The organism is Azospirillum sp. UENF 211521 (assembly GCF_058780535.1).
In genome coordinates this window covers 693,116-708,225 of record NZ_JBSNCF010000003.1, presented here as the reverse complement: position 1 = coordinate 708,225, position 15,110 = coordinate 693,116, and the positions used below count along the sequence as shown (strand labels likewise).

Annotated in this window: 11 protein-coding genes; 7 read left to right on the top strand and 4 right to left on the bottom strand. The window is 70.5% G+C overall.

Annotation, left to right across the window (positions count from 1 at the left end):
- Positions 1–148 precede the first annotated feature (148 nt).
- Positions 149–1,183 carry an AAA family ATPase gene (locus ACWPN5_RS27870; protein ID WP_200477768.1) on the top strand — a complete coding sequence of 345 codons (1,035 nt, stop codon included), beginning with the start codon at positions 149–151 and terminating at the stop codon, positions 1,181–1,183.
- A complete protein-coding gene (locus tag ACWPN5_RS27865; RefSeq protein ID WP_492298629.1) occupies positions 1,173–2,057 on the top strand; it encodes a ParB/RepB/Spo0J family partition protein in 885 nt (294 codons plus the stop codon). Before ACWPN5_RS27870 ends, ACWPN5_RS27865 begins: the two co-directional genes overlap by 11 nt.
- Before the next feature lie 66 nt (positions 2,058–2,123).
- Here the strand turns inward: ACWPN5_RS27865 and ACWPN5_RS27860 are convergent, their stop codons facing one another.
- From ACWPN5_RS27860 to ACWPN5_RS27850, 3 genes are all read right to left on the bottom strand, one after another.
- Positions 2,124–3,296, bottom strand: a complete 1,173-nt coding sequence (locus ACWPN5_RS27860) for an HPP family protein (protein ID WP_145682038.1) — start codon at positions 3,294–3,296, stop codon at positions 2,124–2,126.
- Between the two features lie 89 nt (positions 3,297–3,385).
- The gene (locus ACWPN5_RS27855) at positions 3,386–4,525 is read right to left on the bottom strand and encodes an SbmA/BacA-like family transporter (RefSeq protein ID WP_492298628.1); all 1,140 of its coding nucleotides are present in this window, start codon (positions 4,523–4,525) and stop codon (positions 3,386–3,388) included.
- A gap of 116 nt (positions 4,526–4,641) precedes the next feature.
- A complete protein-coding gene (locus ACWPN5_RS27850; protein ID WP_492298627.1) occupies positions 4,642–6,669 on the bottom strand; it encodes a methyl-accepting chemotaxis protein in 2,028 nt (675 codons plus the stop codon).
- 346 nt (positions 6,670–7,015) lie between these two features.
- Here ACWPN5_RS27850 and ACWPN5_RS27845 point away from each other — a divergent pair, with 346 nt between their 5' ends.
- Positions 7,016–8,002, top strand: coding sequence for an aldo/keto reductase (locus ACWPN5_RS27845; RefSeq protein ID WP_492298626.1), 987 nt, complete (start codon positions 7,016–7,018; stop codon positions 8,000–8,002).
- Between the two features lie 9 nt (positions 8,003–8,011).
- On the opposite strand, the gene ACWPN5_RS27840 is transcribed toward ACWPN5_RS27845, so the two are convergent.
- Entirely contained in the window at positions 8,012–8,887 is an 876-nt protein-coding gene (locus ACWPN5_RS27840) for a LysR family transcriptional regulator (RefSeq protein WP_200477773.1), read from the bottom strand.
- 107 nt (positions 8,888–8,994) lie between these two features.
- Between ACWPN5_RS27840 and bla the strand changes: the two genes are divergently transcribed.
- The 4 genes from bla (at position 8,995) to ACWPN5_RS27820 (ending at position 15,055) form a co-directional block, all read left to right on the top strand.
- Positions 8,995–9,885, top strand: a complete 891-nt coding sequence (gene bla, locus ACWPN5_RS27835; RefSeq protein WP_492298625.1) for a class A beta-lactamase — start codon at positions 8,995–8,997, stop codon at positions 9,883–9,885.
- Positions 9,886–10,047: 162 nt separating this feature from the next.
- Complete coding sequence (gene dsrO, locus ACWPN5_RS27830) at positions 10,048–10,800, top strand: sulfate reduction electron transfer complex DsrMKJOP subunit DsrO (protein ID WP_492298623.1); 753 nt, start codon at positions 10,048–10,050, stop codon at positions 10,798–10,800.
- Positions 10,800–11,933, top strand: a complete 1,134-nt coding sequence (gene nrfD / locus ACWPN5_RS27825) for an NrfD/PsrC family molybdoenzyme membrane anchor subunit (RefSeq protein WP_145682031.1) — start codon at positions 10,800–10,802, stop codon at positions 11,931–11,933. Before dsrO ends, nrfD begins: the two co-directional genes overlap by 1 nt.
- A gap of 14 nt (positions 11,934–11,947) precedes the next feature.
- Complete coding sequence (locus ACWPN5_RS27820) at positions 11,948–15,055, top strand: molybdopterin dinucleotide binding domain-containing protein (protein WP_492298621.1); 3,108 nt, start codon at positions 11,948–11,950, stop codon at positions 15,053–15,055.
- The last annotated feature ends 55 nt before the right edge of the window (positions 15,056–15,110 follow it).

Sequence of the window (15,110 nt, the reverse complement as noted above, 5' to 3'; positions counted from 1 at the left end):
GGTCGCACCACCCGCCGGGCCTTGTCCCGCGAGAAAATTTTCTCGCCGAATGTTGACTCCTCTCCCCTGCCCCGGAGTCAACATTCCGGCTTGACCGCACTCCGGTGTCGCGCAAAAGTGGCCCCGGGGCAAGGCAGGGGAATGAACCATGCGCGGCGAGGACATCAAGGCGTTCCGAGAAGGCCGGACGCTGAACCAGCCGGATTTCGCGGCTTGGCTGAACGAAAAGCTCGGCCGGAAATACGACAAGGCGAAGATCTCGCGCTGGGAGAACGGCAGTGAGAAGATCCCGGCTCCGGTCATTTCCCTGCTGCTGCAGGAGAAGATCGGCACGGTGACGCGGCATGGCCCGGCGCTGATCTGTGCCGCAGCCAACCGCAAGGGCGGCGTCGGCAAGACGGCCTTCACCGTCAACACCGCCACCCTGCTCGCCCGGCACTTCAAGGTGCTGCTGATCGACGCCGACCCGCAGGCCAACGCCACCATCCATCTCGGCATCAACTCCATCGAGCGCGAGCGCGAGGAGAAAACCCTCTACTACGCGCTGAAGGCGTCGGTGGAGGCGCTGAAGGCGCGGGGGAAGGGGTTCGACCTCGGCGACTACATCGTCACCACCGACAGCGGGCTGGACGTGATCCCCAGCGGCATGCGGCTGGGCGACGCGGAGGCCGAACTGCAAAGCCAGTCCTCGGGGGATTGCGCGCTTCGCGAATGCCTGGATGGCGGGGCGCGGCAGAGCTACGATTTCATCTTCGTCGACACCCCACCGCATTTCGGCATGCTGGCGCGCAACGCGCTGACCGCCGCCAACACCGTCGCCATTCCCTGCCAGACCGAGATGCTGAGCGTCGCCGGCGTGGAGTTCCTGCTGGAGAACCTGGACATGATCCGTCGCCGGGCCAACCCCGGGGTCAGCGTCCTCGGCATCCTACCGACGATGTTCAACGCGCGGCTGACCCAGGATCAGGCATCGCTCGACGACATCCGCAACCTGTTCGGCGCGAAGCTGCGCGTCTTCGGCCCGATCCCGCGGGCGACCGTCTACGCCCAGTCGGTGGCCGCCGGGCGCGCCGCGCTGGAGGCAGTGCCGGACGCGCCGGGCTATGAAGTCTATCAGGCCGTCGCCGACGCGCTGATTCAGGAACGTGCCCGTATGCCGGAGGTGATGGCCCATGTCGCGTAAACTGGCCCGGACGAACACCGGGGTTCTGGCCACCGCCGCGGCCGAGCGGCAGGCCCGCGAGGACGGGCAGGGCTTCAACCGCCGCGGCCCGGTCGTCGTGGAGATCGACGTCGGCCGCATCGTCACCAACCCCGACCAGCCGCGCCGCCATTTCGACGAGGCGGACATGGAGGCGTTGAAATCCTCCATCGCGCAGCATGGGCTGGCCCAACCGGTCGGCGTGCAGCAGTTGGGCGACGGCCGCTTCCAGCTTGTCTTCGGGGAGCGGCGCTTCCGCGCCGTGCGGGCGCTCGGCCATCCGACCATCTACGCCGTCACCGTCACCGGCGCGTCGGACGAGTTGGCGTTGATCGAGAACGTCGTCCGCGCCGACCTGTCGCCCTTCGAGGAGGGCGACGCCTACGCCCGGCTGATGGAGCGTCACGGCTACCGGCAGGAGGATGTCGGGCGGATCGTCGGCAAGGACCGGGTGGACATTTCCCGCGCGCTGCTCATCAGCCGCCTGCCGCAACGCATCCGCGACGAGTACCCGCTGCACCGCCCGGCGCGCTACCGGCTGGTGGAGATCGCCCGGCTGAAAGGGGAGGGCGAGCAGCTGCGCGGCTGGGACGCGCTGGTCACGGAGATGACCCGGCGAGACGCCGACGAGGAAACTCCGGCGCCCGCGGCGGCGAAGCCCCGCACCAGCACCCTTCCCACCGGCAGCGCCCTGCCCAAGCCGCTGGCCAAGGCGGTGTTCGGGGCCCGCCAGACCGTCGCCAGCGTCCGCGAGAAGGGCTTGGCGCTGGCCGACATCGACCGCGAGACGCTTCGCGCCATCCGCGACGACATCGACGCGATCCTGAACGCCGGAGAGGGCAGGGGAGGGGAGTAGCGGAAGGCGAACTCCGCGAGAAAATTTTCTCGCGGAGCCAACCTCGCCAGCGCGTCGGCGGCGCCTTTAGGCCACCGCTCCGGCGGGCTTCCGGGCGCTGTCCAGTGATTGCAGCAGGTTCGTGCGGGCCATCACCAGCAGCAGGTCCGTCTGGGTCACCACCCCCAGCAGCCCACCGGTCCCATCCACGATGGCGACCTCGTGCGTGCCGCCGTCCGACAACGGGCCGAGCAGGCGGAAGGCCGGGGTTTCCGGCCCGGCGGTCACCGGCGGGGCCATCACGGCGGCCACCGTCGCGGCGTTCCCGACCAGATGCGTATGCCCGACCAGACCGACCACCACATTGCTCCGATCGACCACCGGCAGGGTGCGGAAGCTGTGCTCGACCAAGAGGGCGCGGGCCACCTCGGGATGGGCCTCCGCGCTCACCGTCACCACGTCGCGGGACATAATGTCGCCGCAGGTGATCCCGCCATGCATCCGCTCCATGGCGTGAAGCTCCGCCTTCTCCAGAAGGGCGCTCAGGTCGTCGCGGTTGACGTCCAGCGCCTCTCCCAGCTCGCGGATTGCCTCGTCCAGGTCGTCGGCCGTCAGGCCGGCGCGTGACCGGGCGGGCGGATCGGCGGTGCCGTGGCTGTTGGCCGGCTTGGGCGGCGCCCGGTGCGGATAGGAATGGCCGGAGAAGCGATGGAACGTCCAGCCGGCCAGCACCAGCAGGATGGAGTTGACGGCCACCGGGTAGAACACGAACTGCATCCCCGAGGCTGCGATCGCCGGGCCGCCGATCACCGCGGTCAGCGCGGCGGCGCCGCCCGGCGGGTGCAGGCAGCGCGTCATCGACATGGTCGCGATCGCCAGCGCCACCGCCACGCCACCGGCCAGCATCGGGTCGGGAATCAGCGCCGCCACCATCACCCCGACCAGCGCCGACAGGGTGTTGCCGCCGATGATCGACCAGGGCTGGGCGAGCGGGCTGGCCGGCACCGCGAACAGCAGGACCGCCGACGCCCCCATCGGCGCCACCAGGGCCGGCGCGCTGGTGATGTGGGTCAGCAGGTTGTGGCAGAGCAGCCCCGTCGCGGCGAGGCCGAGCATCGCTCCGCAGCAGGCGATCAACCGGTCCTTCAGGTTCGCGCCGGGCAGGATGGGCCTGAACAGGGCAAGGCGGCGGCGGTTTTCGCGTTTCTTCAGCAGAGTGATTTTCCAGCGGCGCAGCAGATGCCGTATCTCGCGATGCATTCGGCCCGGTCCCTCCCAAGGTTTCGGCGTGCGGCGGCAGGATAGAACCTCAAGCTAAGTTGAGGTCAAACGGAAAGTGCCGGACCGCCTCACCGCTTCCGCGCGGTGTTGCCGCCATCGGACAGGAATCCGGGAGCGGGCGCCTTGACCGGGGGCAAGGGAGCGATCCCGTCCAGCGCCTCCGCCAACCCCCGAACGCGCTCGACCGACGCCGTCCACTGGGCGACGGTCGCCAGATTGTCGATGGGCCAGGACAGCGCCGCGACGGCCTGCTGGAAGGCCTGCGCGGTCTGCATCATCACCCCCAGCGTGATCGCCCCCGCGGCGTAGCGTGGCGCCACCACCAGGATGGGGAAGACCGCGGACAACACCGAATAGGACGCACCGAAGGCCATCACGCGGACCAGCGCGCCGGTCTGCCCCTCCCAGCCGCGGCGCACCCCATCGAACAACAGGGATATGCGGTCGCGCTCCACGGCCTCGCCGCGCTGCCGGGCGATGACCGAAGCGTTCTCGCGAACCCGCGCCAGCCCGAAACGAAAATCGGCCTCCAGTCCCTGCCGCCGCTCCGCCGCGCGGACCAGCGGCCGGGCGACGGCGAGGGCGGCGGTGGTCCCGGCGGCGGCGAAGGCCAGGGCGAGGAGCAGCAGATGGCCGGGCACCGGAACGCTCACGCCGCCGATGGCGACGGGCACGACGCCGGACAGCCGCCACAGGATCCCGGCGAAGCTGACCAGAAGCAGCAGGCAGTAGGTCAGCGAATGCCCCAAATCGACGGCCAGTTCGGTGACGACGCGGACGTCCTCGGCGATGCGCCCATCCGGGTTGTCGTGATTGCCGGGGCGGGAGGGGAGGGCATGCTCGCGGCCGTCCGACACCCAGTCGCCGACCAGCCGCCGGGTCAGCCACGCCCGCCAGCCGAACTGGAGGCGCCGCTTCACCCACAGATGCGCCACGGTGACGGCGATGTTGTACAGCAGGATGCCGCCGGCCGCCGCGGCCATCATCGGCAGGCGGTCCATCGCCCGCTGCTCCAGCGCGTCGAACAGGCGCTGGCTCCACAGGTTCATCATCACCGGAACGGACACCTGCGCCACCGTCAGAATCAGCAGGCCCGCTGCCAGCAGCCGCACCGACCAGCGGTCCTGTCCCGACCAGTAGCCCCCGGCCAGCCCGGCGAAGCGCCGTGCGAAACCGGAGGCCGTCTTTGGAGAAATCCTTTTCGCCATGGCCGCCCATCCCGGCCGCTCAACCGAGACGCCCGACGTTCAGGCGCCCCGATTCAGCCTACCACCCATCCGGCGAATGGAAGCCGGAACAAGCGGCGATCCCTCCTCTTGCCGGATCAGGCGGCCCGGACGGTGGCGATGAAGCTGCGCACCTCGCTGCGCAGACGCTCCGCCTCGGCGGCCAGTTCCTCCGACGTGCCGTGGACATGGCTGGCGGCACTGCCGGTTTCCGACACCGCCGTGCTGACGCCGGCGATGTTGCGCGACACCTCCTCCGTCCCCTGTGCGGCCTGGGAGACGCTGCTGGCGATCTCGCGAGTGGCGGCGGCCTGCTCCTCGATGGCGGCGGCGATGGTGGTGGCGATCTCGCTCATCCGGCCGATGGTCTGGCCGATGCTGCCGATGGCCTTCTGCGCGCCGCCGGTGGTCTGCTGGATCTCCTGCACCTTCGACTGGATCTCGTCGGTCGCCTTGGCGGTCTGGTTGGCCAGCGCCTTCACCTCGCCCGCCACCACGGCGAACCCCTTGCCGGCCTCGCCGGCACGCGCCGCCTCGATGGTCGCGTTGAGCGCCAGCAGGTTGGTCTGAGCGGCGATGCCGCTGATGATTTCCACCACCTGCCCGATCTGCTCGGCGGCGGTGACCAGGGCCCTCATGGTGCGATCGGCGCCTTCCGCGTCGGTCACCGCCTGCCCGGCGATGCGGGTCGAGATTTCCACCTGCTGGCCGATCTCGGCGATGGAGGCCGACAGTTCCTCCGTCGCGCTGGCGACGGTCTGCACGTTGGCCGAGGCCTCCTCGGAGGCGGAGGCGACCAGCAGCGAGCGCTCGCTGGCGTCCGCGGCGGTGCCGGACAGGGTGCTGGCGGCGTTGTGCATGCCGCCGGCGGCGCTCGCCACCGCCTCGACGATGCCCTGGACGGTCGCCTCGAAGGTGTCGGCCATGCGGATCATCGTGGCGCGGCGCTGCTCGGCGGCCTGGCGCTCGGCCTCCTCCTGCGCCTTGCGCATGCGCTCCATCTCCTCGGCGTTCGACTTGAAGACCTGGAGGGCGCGGGCCAGGGCGCCGATCTCGTCCTTGCGCCACCCCTCGTCCACCTGCACCGTGCGGTCGCCCTCGGCCAGCCGGCCCATCGCCCCGGTGATGGCGCCGAGCGGACGGGTGATCGCCCGCGAGATCATCCAGGCCAGCAGCAGGCCCAGCGCCACGGCGGCGGCGGTCACCGCGGCGCCCTGCCGCTCGGCCGCGGTCACCGCGGCGGCAGCGCTGATTTCCAGCCCCTTCAGGACCTCGGTGGAATGCTGGCGGATCGACCCGATCCTCCCGTTGATCTGGGCGCCGGCGCGGGTCAGCGTGTCGGCGTTGACGCGGGTCATCTCATCGGCGATGGCGGCGATGCGCTCGATGCCCGCGGTGTAGCGAGGCAGCTTGGCAAGCAACTCGGTGCGCTTGGCGGCGCCCGGGGAGTCGGCCCAGCCCTTGGCCTCGCCCTCGACGTCGGCGGCCACCGCCGCCAGATCCTGGCGGATACGCACCAGATCCTCGGGCTTCGTCTCGGTCACGAAACGGGCGACGAGCACGCGCACCAGCAGAAACTGCTCGCTGACGCCCGCGGCCTGAACGGTGCGGTCCAGATTGCCGGTTTGCCGTTCGGCGGTCACCAGTTCGCTCAGCGTCCGGCGGATGTCGGCACCCAGCCTGTTCACGACCTCCGCGACGATGCCGTCCCGTTCGGTGCGCAGGGCGACCAGACGGTCGAAACCGGTCAGGAAATCCCGTTCCAGCCCGCGGATCTCCTCCACGGCCTGACGGTCGGCGCCGTCGCGGATGCCGGGGGCCGCCTTGTCCAGATGCCGGCGGAAGTCCCCGGCTGTCGCGCGGAAGCGGTTGGCAGCGCCGTCCGTGCCGGAAACGAGAAACTCCGCTGCCGCCCCCAGCGCGTCGGACAGCGCGGTATCGGCCTCTCCCAACGTCACCGTGATGTCGGACTGCGCCGCGTAGCTGCGCAGCGCCGTATCGTTGGACCGGAGGCCGCTCCAGGAAACCGCCCCCAACGTGACCAGCAGGGCCAGCGTGACCCCGAAGCCGGTGTAGACCTTGGTGGCGGTGCGCAAGTTGGCGAAAGCACGAAGGGAGGTGGTCATGATGGGATGTCCTGCCTGGGGGTTTCTTCCTTGGGGGTATTTTTTGTTCGGCGTCGGTCGCCCGCACCGGATCAAATCATTCTCAAATTCCGTACCAACTCCCAATCCCCGCGCAATTGCTGTTCCACCCAGCAAAATTCCCGAGTGGGCTGCGCGGTTGTTCCTTCCCAACCGTTGCAATTTGCCAACGCGCTCCCATCCGCGTCGCAAATTGCCACGCCCGCGTCGGCAGGTTGCGAATGGGAACGCCGTGACCCTCCCCGTGTTGAGGGCCGGTGTTGAGGGAAGCGCCGTCAGAGCGCACACTGTCCCCTCTCTGCACCCACGCATCAACGAGAGGTCGATCATGCCGGACCGCAAGCATTTCGCTCCGCCTGGGCCAATCGGGTTTGGTGGCGCCCCGCTCGGCAACATGTTCGAAGAGGTGCCGGATGACGTCGCGGAGGCCACGCTGGCCGCCGCCTGGGACGCCGGCATCCGCTATTTCGACACGGCGCCGGAGTACGGTCCCGGCATCTCGGAGCACCGGTTCGGCCATGTCCTGCGCAACCGCCCGCGCGACGACTTCGTCCTGTCCACCAAGGTCGGACGCCTGCTGCGCGCCGACGCCAGCAAGGGCGGCCAGCACGGCCCCTTCGTGAAGGGTTTGCCCTTCCGGGTGGACTACGACTACACCGCCGACGGGGTCCGCCGCTCCATCGAGGACAGCCTGCAGCGGCTGGGCATGGCGCGCATCGACATCGCCTACATCCACGACTGCGCGGAGGACGCCCACGGCGACCGCTGGCTGGAGGTGTTCGACACGGCCATGAAAGGCGCCGCCGTGGCGCTGACCCAGCTTCGCGAGGAGGGCGTCATCCGAGCCTGGGGGCTTGGCGTCAACCGGGTGGAGCCCTGCGTGATGGCCCTGGAACAGGCCGACCCGGACGTCTTCCTGCTGGCCGGGCGCTACAGCCTGCTGAACCAGCCGGCGCTGGACACGCTGTTCCCGCGCTGCCAGGAACGCGGCGTCCATGTGGTGGTCGGCGGCCCCTACAACTCCGGCCTGATCGCCGGGGGCAAGACCTTCGAGTACCAGGAGGCCCCGCCGGACAAGGTGGCGGCGCGCGACCGGCTGGCCGAGATCGCCAAACGGCACGGCGTGGACCTGCGGGCGGCGGCGCTGCAGTTCTGCGCGGCGCACCCGGTCGTCGCCTCGGTCATTCCGGGCACCAAGAATCCGCCGCGCGTGCAGGAGAACATGGCCCTGATGAAGCAGCCGATCCCGGCGGACTTCTGGCGGGAACTGAAGCAGTCCGGCGTCCTGCCGGAGCAGGCGCCGACACCGGCCTGAACCTCCGGCCTAATCGTCCGCCCGGACGGCGGCGGCGATCCAGTGGCGGAAGCTCTGCATCGCCGCCGTCTCGGGACGGGAGTGCAGGCGGGTCAGCCAGTAGCGGCCCGCCGGCACCTCGATGGTGAATGGACGGACCAGCCGGTCGGTGGCCAGATCGTGGCCGAACAGCCGCGCCGGCAGCAGCGCCACCCCGGCGCCCATCGCGGCGGCGGCGGCGATGGTGGGGGAGGAGTCGAAGACCGGACCGCGGATGGCCGGGCAGGGCACCCCGGCCAACGCGAACCAGCGCTGCCATTCCTCGATCCGGTAGGAGCGCAGCAGCACCTCCCGCGCGAGGTCCGCCGGGGCGGACAGCCGCTGCGCCAGCGCCGGGGCGCAGAGCGGGGTCAGCGGGGCGTCGAGCAGCGGCACCGCCTCCACGCCGTGCCAGGAGCCGTCGCCGAAGCGGATCGCGAAGTCCAGCCCCTCGCCGGCCAGATCGACCCGGTTGTTGTTGGTCAGGATGCGCAGGTCGACCGCCGGGTTCGCCGCGGTGAAGGCCGGCAGGCGCGGCAGCAGCCAGCCCGTGGCGAAGGTCCCCACCACCCCGACCGTCAGCACCTCGTGGTAGCGCCCGTCGGCGAAGCGGTCGAGCGTCGCGCCGATGCGCTCGAAGGCGTCCATCAGCACCGGCACCAGCGCCGCCCCCTCGTCGGTCAGGGCGAGGCCGCGCGGCAGGCGGCGGAACAGGGTGACGCCCAGCCGCGCCTCAAGCGTGCGGATCTGCTGGCTGACCGCCGCCTGGCTGACGCACAGCTCCAGCCCGGCGCGGGTGAAGCTGAGATGGCGGGCCGACGCCTCGAAGGCGCGCAGCGCGTTGAGCGGAAGCTGGGGACGGGCCATGGACAGCTATAAGTTTTTCTTGTGGCTTATGAAAACTATCATCGTTTGTTCGAAGGCCGGCAGCTTTTTATCGTCCGTCCATCGACACGCTATGACACGAGGCTACGATGATCGGACGGCGGGCTTTCCTGGCCGCGGCGGGCGGCATGACGCTGCTGGCGGCGACCGGCGTGAAGGCGGAGAAACTTAGGAAATTCGGGGACAAGCGGCTGGCCGACGCGATCGCCGCGCTGGAAAGGCGCAGCGGCGGCCGGCTCGGCGTGGCGGTGCTCGACACCGGCACCGGGCAACGCTTCGGGCATCGCGCGGACGAGCGCTTTCCGATGTGCAGCACCTTCAAATTTCTTTTGGCTGGCGCCGTCCTGAAGCGGGTGGACGAGGGCCGCGAGCGGCTGGATCGGACGATCCCGGTGACCAAGGCGGACATGGTCCCCTACGCCCCCTTCGCCGAAACCCGCCTCGACGGCCCGCCCCCCACGGTGGCCGAACTGTGCGAGGCGACGATGACGCTCAGCGACAACGTGGCGGCGAACCTGCTGCTGCCGGCGGTGGGCGATCCCGCCGGGCTGACCGCCTTCCTGCGCACGCTGGGCGACCGGAAGACCCGGCTGGACCGCAACGAGCCGTCGCTGAACAGCGCCATCCCCGGCGACCCGCGCGACACCACCACGCCCGCGGCGATGGTCCACAGCATGGAGCGGCTGATGCTGGGCGACGCGCTGACCCCGGCGTCGCGCGAGCAACTCATCGCCTGGATGATCGCCAACCGGACCGGCGACAAGCGCCTGCGCGCCGGCCTGCCGAAGGGCTGGCGCGTCGGCGACAAGACCGGCACCGGCGTGCGCGGGACGGCCAACGACATCGGCATCGTCTGGCCGGAGGGCAGGGCGCCCCTGCTGATCACCAGCTACCTGACCGGGACGCCCGACGCCTTCAAGGAGCGGGACGCTATCCACGCCGGCGTGGCGCGGGCGGTGGTTGACGTCCTCAAGGGCTGATCGCTGAGGACTGGCCGGTTCCTGCGGCATGTCGTCACTGGGGTTTACCCTAAGAGGTGTAGGGATGCCCCCAATAGGAGTGGGGGCAGGGCGCCGGTACCCTTCGCACCATAGGGCCGCGGTTCGTCGCGGCCCAAGGAATCAGGTGCGAAGAGGCCAGCCATGGACCGATCAAGGCGCAACTTCTGCCTCGGCGCCGGCGCCGCGACCATCGGCGCCGCAACGGTGGCGACGATGCCCGCCGCCGCAGCCCCTGGCGGTGCCTCGCTCCGCCGGGACGGCAATCCGGCGCACCGCTGGGCGATGGTGGTGGACGTGGGCAAATGCGTGGGCTGCCAAGCCTGCACGGTCGCCTGCATCATGGAGAACGATGTCCCGGAAAACAGCTTCCGCACCATCGTCTCCACCTACGAGGTGACCGAGCAGGGCAAGGCCGGCAGCTACATGCTGCCGCGCCTGTGCAACCATTGCGAGGACCCGCCCTGCATCCCCGTCTGTCCGACCGGTGCGACCTTCCAGCGCCGGGACGGCATCGTCGTGGTGGACAACACCGTCTGCGTCGGCTGCGCCTATTGCGTCCAGGCCTGCCCCTACGACGCGCGCTTCATCAACCACAAGACCCAGACCGCCGACAAATGCACCTTCTGCGTCCACCGCGTGGAGGCCGGGCTGCTGCCCGCCTGCGTGGAGACCTGCGTCGGCGGCGCCCGCATCTTCGGTGACCTGAACGACCCGGACAGCGCCGTCGCCACCCTGGTCCGCGAGGAGAACCCCAAGGTGCTGAAGCCGGAGCAGGGGACCCAGCCGCGCGTCTTCTACCTTGGCCTCGATCCCCGCTTCCAAGGGAAGGTCGACGGCACGCCGACGCTCTGGCGGCCCAGCGGCGAGACCCACGCCCGAAAGGAGCACGCGTGATGGACAACCACATCGTCGAGGTCATCAACGTGACCCGCGAGGTCGCGTGGCTTCCCTGGGCCGTGCAGTATTTCTTCCTGATCGGCCTGTCGGTCGGCGGACTTCTGCTCAGCCTGCCCGGCTACGCCTTCGCCCAGGAGGACTGGCGCGCGCTGGGGCGCGTCGCCCTGCTGGTGGCGCTGACCTGCGGGCTGGCCGCCCCGGTGGCGCTGCTGTCGGACCTCCACCAGCCCGGCCGCTTCTGGCACTTCTACGTCGTGCTGCGCCCGACGTCGTGGATGTGGTGGGGGTCGATCTTCATCCCCCTCTACGTCACCGGCCTGCTGGTCTATGGCTGGGCGTGCTTCCGCGAGGAGTTGCAGGCGCACGGCCGGGTGGACAGCCGCCTCGCCGCGCTCTATCGGCTGGCGTCGCTGGGCGGCGGGCGCAACGACGCGCTGATCCGCGCCGCCGGTCTGTTCGCCCTGGCCGGCGCGCTGCTGGTCGCTCTCTACACCGGGGCGGAGGTCGCGGTGGTCAAGGCGCGTCCGCTGTGGCACACGCCCTTCCTGCCCGTGCAGTTCCTGCTGACCGCGCTGGCCGGCGCCGCCGGTCTGGTGCTGGTGCTGAACCGCGTCGCCGCCGGCAACGACCGCGCGGTGGAGCTGCGGGCGAACCGGCTGCTCGCCGGCTTCCTGGGCGGGGTCATGCTGGTCGGCGGGCTGTGGCTGGCGCTCGGCCTGTTCGGGCTGGACGCCACCCACGCGGAGGCGCTGGGCAGCGTCGCCGGGTCGGAGGCGTGGCGCGTCACCGCCGTCTGGGCCGTCGCCGCCACCGCGCTGCCCTTCGCCATCGCCGTCGCCAAGCCCGCCGGAACGGGGCTGCTGACCGGGCTGATCGCCCTGCACGGCGCCTGGATGTTCCGCTGGACCGTGTTCATCGGCGGCCAGACCGTGCCGAAGACCGGCGCCGGCTTCTACGACTACGCGCTGCCCGCCGGTCCGGAGGGGCTGCTGGGGATCGTCGGCACGGCCGGACTCTGGCTGTTCCTGCTGATCGTCCTCATCGCCATCCTGCCTTCCCCGCGCCGCCCGGCGCCCGCTCCGGCCCGCGCCCCCCAGGCGCCTGCCGGAACCGTGGCCGCCGCCGAGTGAACGGAGCACCCATCATGTCGATTTCCCGTCGCCTTCTCCTGAAGACCAGCGCCGCCGGCGGCGCGCTCGCCGCCTTCGCGGGCGGCTTCTCCGACACCGGGCGCAAGCTCGTGAAGGGCGCCTGGGCCGGGGACAAGCCCGACCACGCCATCTCCGGCAACGCCCCGGCCCCGGAATTCCGCGTCGATCCGGCGACCGGCGACCTCACCCCGACGCCGGGCCAGATCGTCGCCAACGTCGCCTGCCTCGGCTGCACCACGCTGTGCGGCGTCCGCGTCCGGGTGGACGTGGAGAAGAACACGGTGCTGCGCGTCGCCGGCAACCCCTACAGCCCGCTGTCCACCGATCCCTTCCTGCCCTATGGCACGCCGATCAAGGAGAGCTTCAAGTCGCTGTCGCGGCTGGACGAACAGGGGCTGAAGGGCCGCTCGACCGCCTGCGGCCGGGGCAACGCGGCGCTGGAGATGCTGACCTCGCCCTTCCGCGTCGCCACGCCGATGAAGCGGGTCGGCCCGCGCGGCTCCGGCCAATGGGAACCCATCGCCTTCGACAAACTCGTGGAGGAGATCGCGGATGGCGGCGACCTGTTCGGCGAAGGCCCGGTGCCCGGCCTGCGGACGCTGCGCGACCTTAAGACGCCCATCGATCCAGCCGCACCCGAACTGGGGCCGAAGGTCAATCAGGTGGCCCTGCTGTCGTCGGTCAACGACGGGCGGGAGCCCTTCGTGCGGCGCTTCTTCAATCAGGCGCTGGGGACGATCAACTTCGTCGGCCACGGCTCCTACTGCGGCGGCGCCTACCGCTCCGGCTCCGGGGCGGTGTTCGGCGACGCCAAGAAGATGCCGCACGCCAAGCCGGACCTGCAAAACGCCGAGTTCGTGCTGTTCATCGGCACCGCCCCGTCGAACGCCGGCAACCCGTTCAAGCGGCAGGCCATGCTGCTCGCCAAGGGACGAACGGACGGCGTTCTGAACTACGTCGTCGTCGATCCGGTGCTGACCAACGCCGACAACCGCGCGGCGGCGGAGCGGTCCAACTGGATACCCATCCGGCCCGGCACCGACGGCGCCCTGGTCATGGGCATGATGCGCTGGATGTTCGAGAACGGGCGCATCGACAGCAACTATCTCGCCCAGCCCAACGGCAAGGCGGCGGAGGCCGCGGGCGAGGCCGGCTGGTGCAACGCCACCCATCTGGTGATCCAGCAGGCGGGCCACCCGCGCGACGGGCGGATGCTGCGCGCCTCCGACCTCGGCTGGGTCACGCTGGGCGAGACGGAGCGCTACAGCGCCAAGGACGCCTTCGTCGTGCTCGACCCCGCCGGTACGCCGGTGGCCCATGACGCCCTGACGGGACCGGCCATGCTGTTCCACGGCGGGACGGTGGCGACCCCGGCGGGCGACGTTGCGGTGAAGACCAGCCTGACTTTGCTGCGCGAGCAGGCGATGCGGCTCGACCTCGCCGGCTACGCCGACGCCTGCGGCATCCCCGCCGACGTCATCGCCGGTCTGGCGCGCGAGTTCACCAGCCACGGCAAGAAGGCCGCCGCCAACACCCACGGCGGCATGATGGCCGGCAACGGATTCTACAACGCCTTCGGCGTGGTGACGTTGAACACGCTGATCGGCAACCTCAACTGGAAGGGCGGCACCATCTTCGGCGGCGGGCGCTTCCCGGACGAGCAGGACGGCCCGCGCTACAAGCTGGCGAGCTTCCCCGGGCAGGTGAAGCCCACCGGCACGGCCATCAGCCGCCCCGTCCCCTATGAAAAATCCAGCGAGTTCAAGGCGAAGAAGGAGGCCGGCAAGCCCTATCCGGCCAAGGCGCCCTGGTACCCCAACGCCCCGCAGCTCACCACCGAGTATCTGACCAGCGGCGTGGTGGACGGCTACCCATACCCGCTGAAGGCCCTGTTCCTGTGGAACAGCAACCCGCTCTACGGCATCCCCGGCGTCCGCGCCCAGGTTGAGGCGACGCTGCGCGACCCCAAGGCGCTGCCGCTGATCGTCGCCATCGACCCCTTCATCAACGAAACCACGGCCTTCGCCGACTACATCATCCCCGACACCGTGCTGTACGAGACCTGGGGTTGGGCGGCGCCCTGGGCGGGCGTGCCGACCAAGACCTCGACGGCGCGCTGGCCGGTGGTGACGCCGCGAACCGAACCGCTGCCCGACGGCCGGCACGTCCAGATGGAGACCTTCCTGATCGCGCTGGCGAAGCGGCTGGGCCTGCCCGGCTTCGGCCCGGACGCCATCGCCGACATGGACGGGAAGACCCATCCGCTGGAGCGGCCGGAGGATTGGTATCTGCGCGGTGGCGCCAACATCGCGTGGCTGGGCAAGCAGCCGGTCCCCGACGCCACCGACGAGGACATTGCCTTGTCCGGCGTCGCCCGCGTTCTGCCGGCGCTCCAGGGGGTGCTGAAGGAGGAGGAGTGGCGCAAGGTCGCCTTCATCCTGGCGCGCGGCGGACGCTACCAGAACCAGGCGGAGGGCTTCGAGGGCGACAGGGCCACCCACCGCTTCAAGGACGGACTGCTGGTCTACAACGAGGCGGTCGGCGCGACGAAGAGCAGCGTCACCGGCAAGCGCTGGACCGGCACCGCTGCCTGGACGCCCCCGGCCTTCGCCGACGGCACGCCGATGCGGCAGGTCCACACGGCGGAGGACTGGCCCTTCCAGCTCATCAGTTCGAAGTCGGTGCTGGTCAGCGCCTACACCATCGCGGCGAGCCGCCTGCGCCACCTGCACCCGGAGAATCCGGTGGGCATCAACGCGGAGGACGCGCGGCGGCTGGGCATCGCCACTGGCGACCGCATCCGCATCGCCACGCCGGGCGGGTCGGAGCTGGCGACCGCCATCGTCCGCCACGGCGTGATGCCCGGCGTGCTCGCCGTCGAGCACGGCTTCGGCCACAAGGAGTTCGGCGCGCGCCCGCACGTCATCGGCGGCCACAGCCAGCCGGTGGTGCCGGAGATCGGGGCGGGGGTGAACATCAACGACCTCGGCCTGCACGACCCGACCCGTCCGGGTGCCTCGGTCTGGGTCGATCCCATCGCCGGAACGGCGGTGCGCCAGGGTCTTCCCGCCAAGCTGGAGCGGGTGGCCGCAGCGGCGTGATCCAGGGATGAGAGGGGAGGGGGAGAAGGGCGGGAGAGAAGGGAAGAACCCGCTG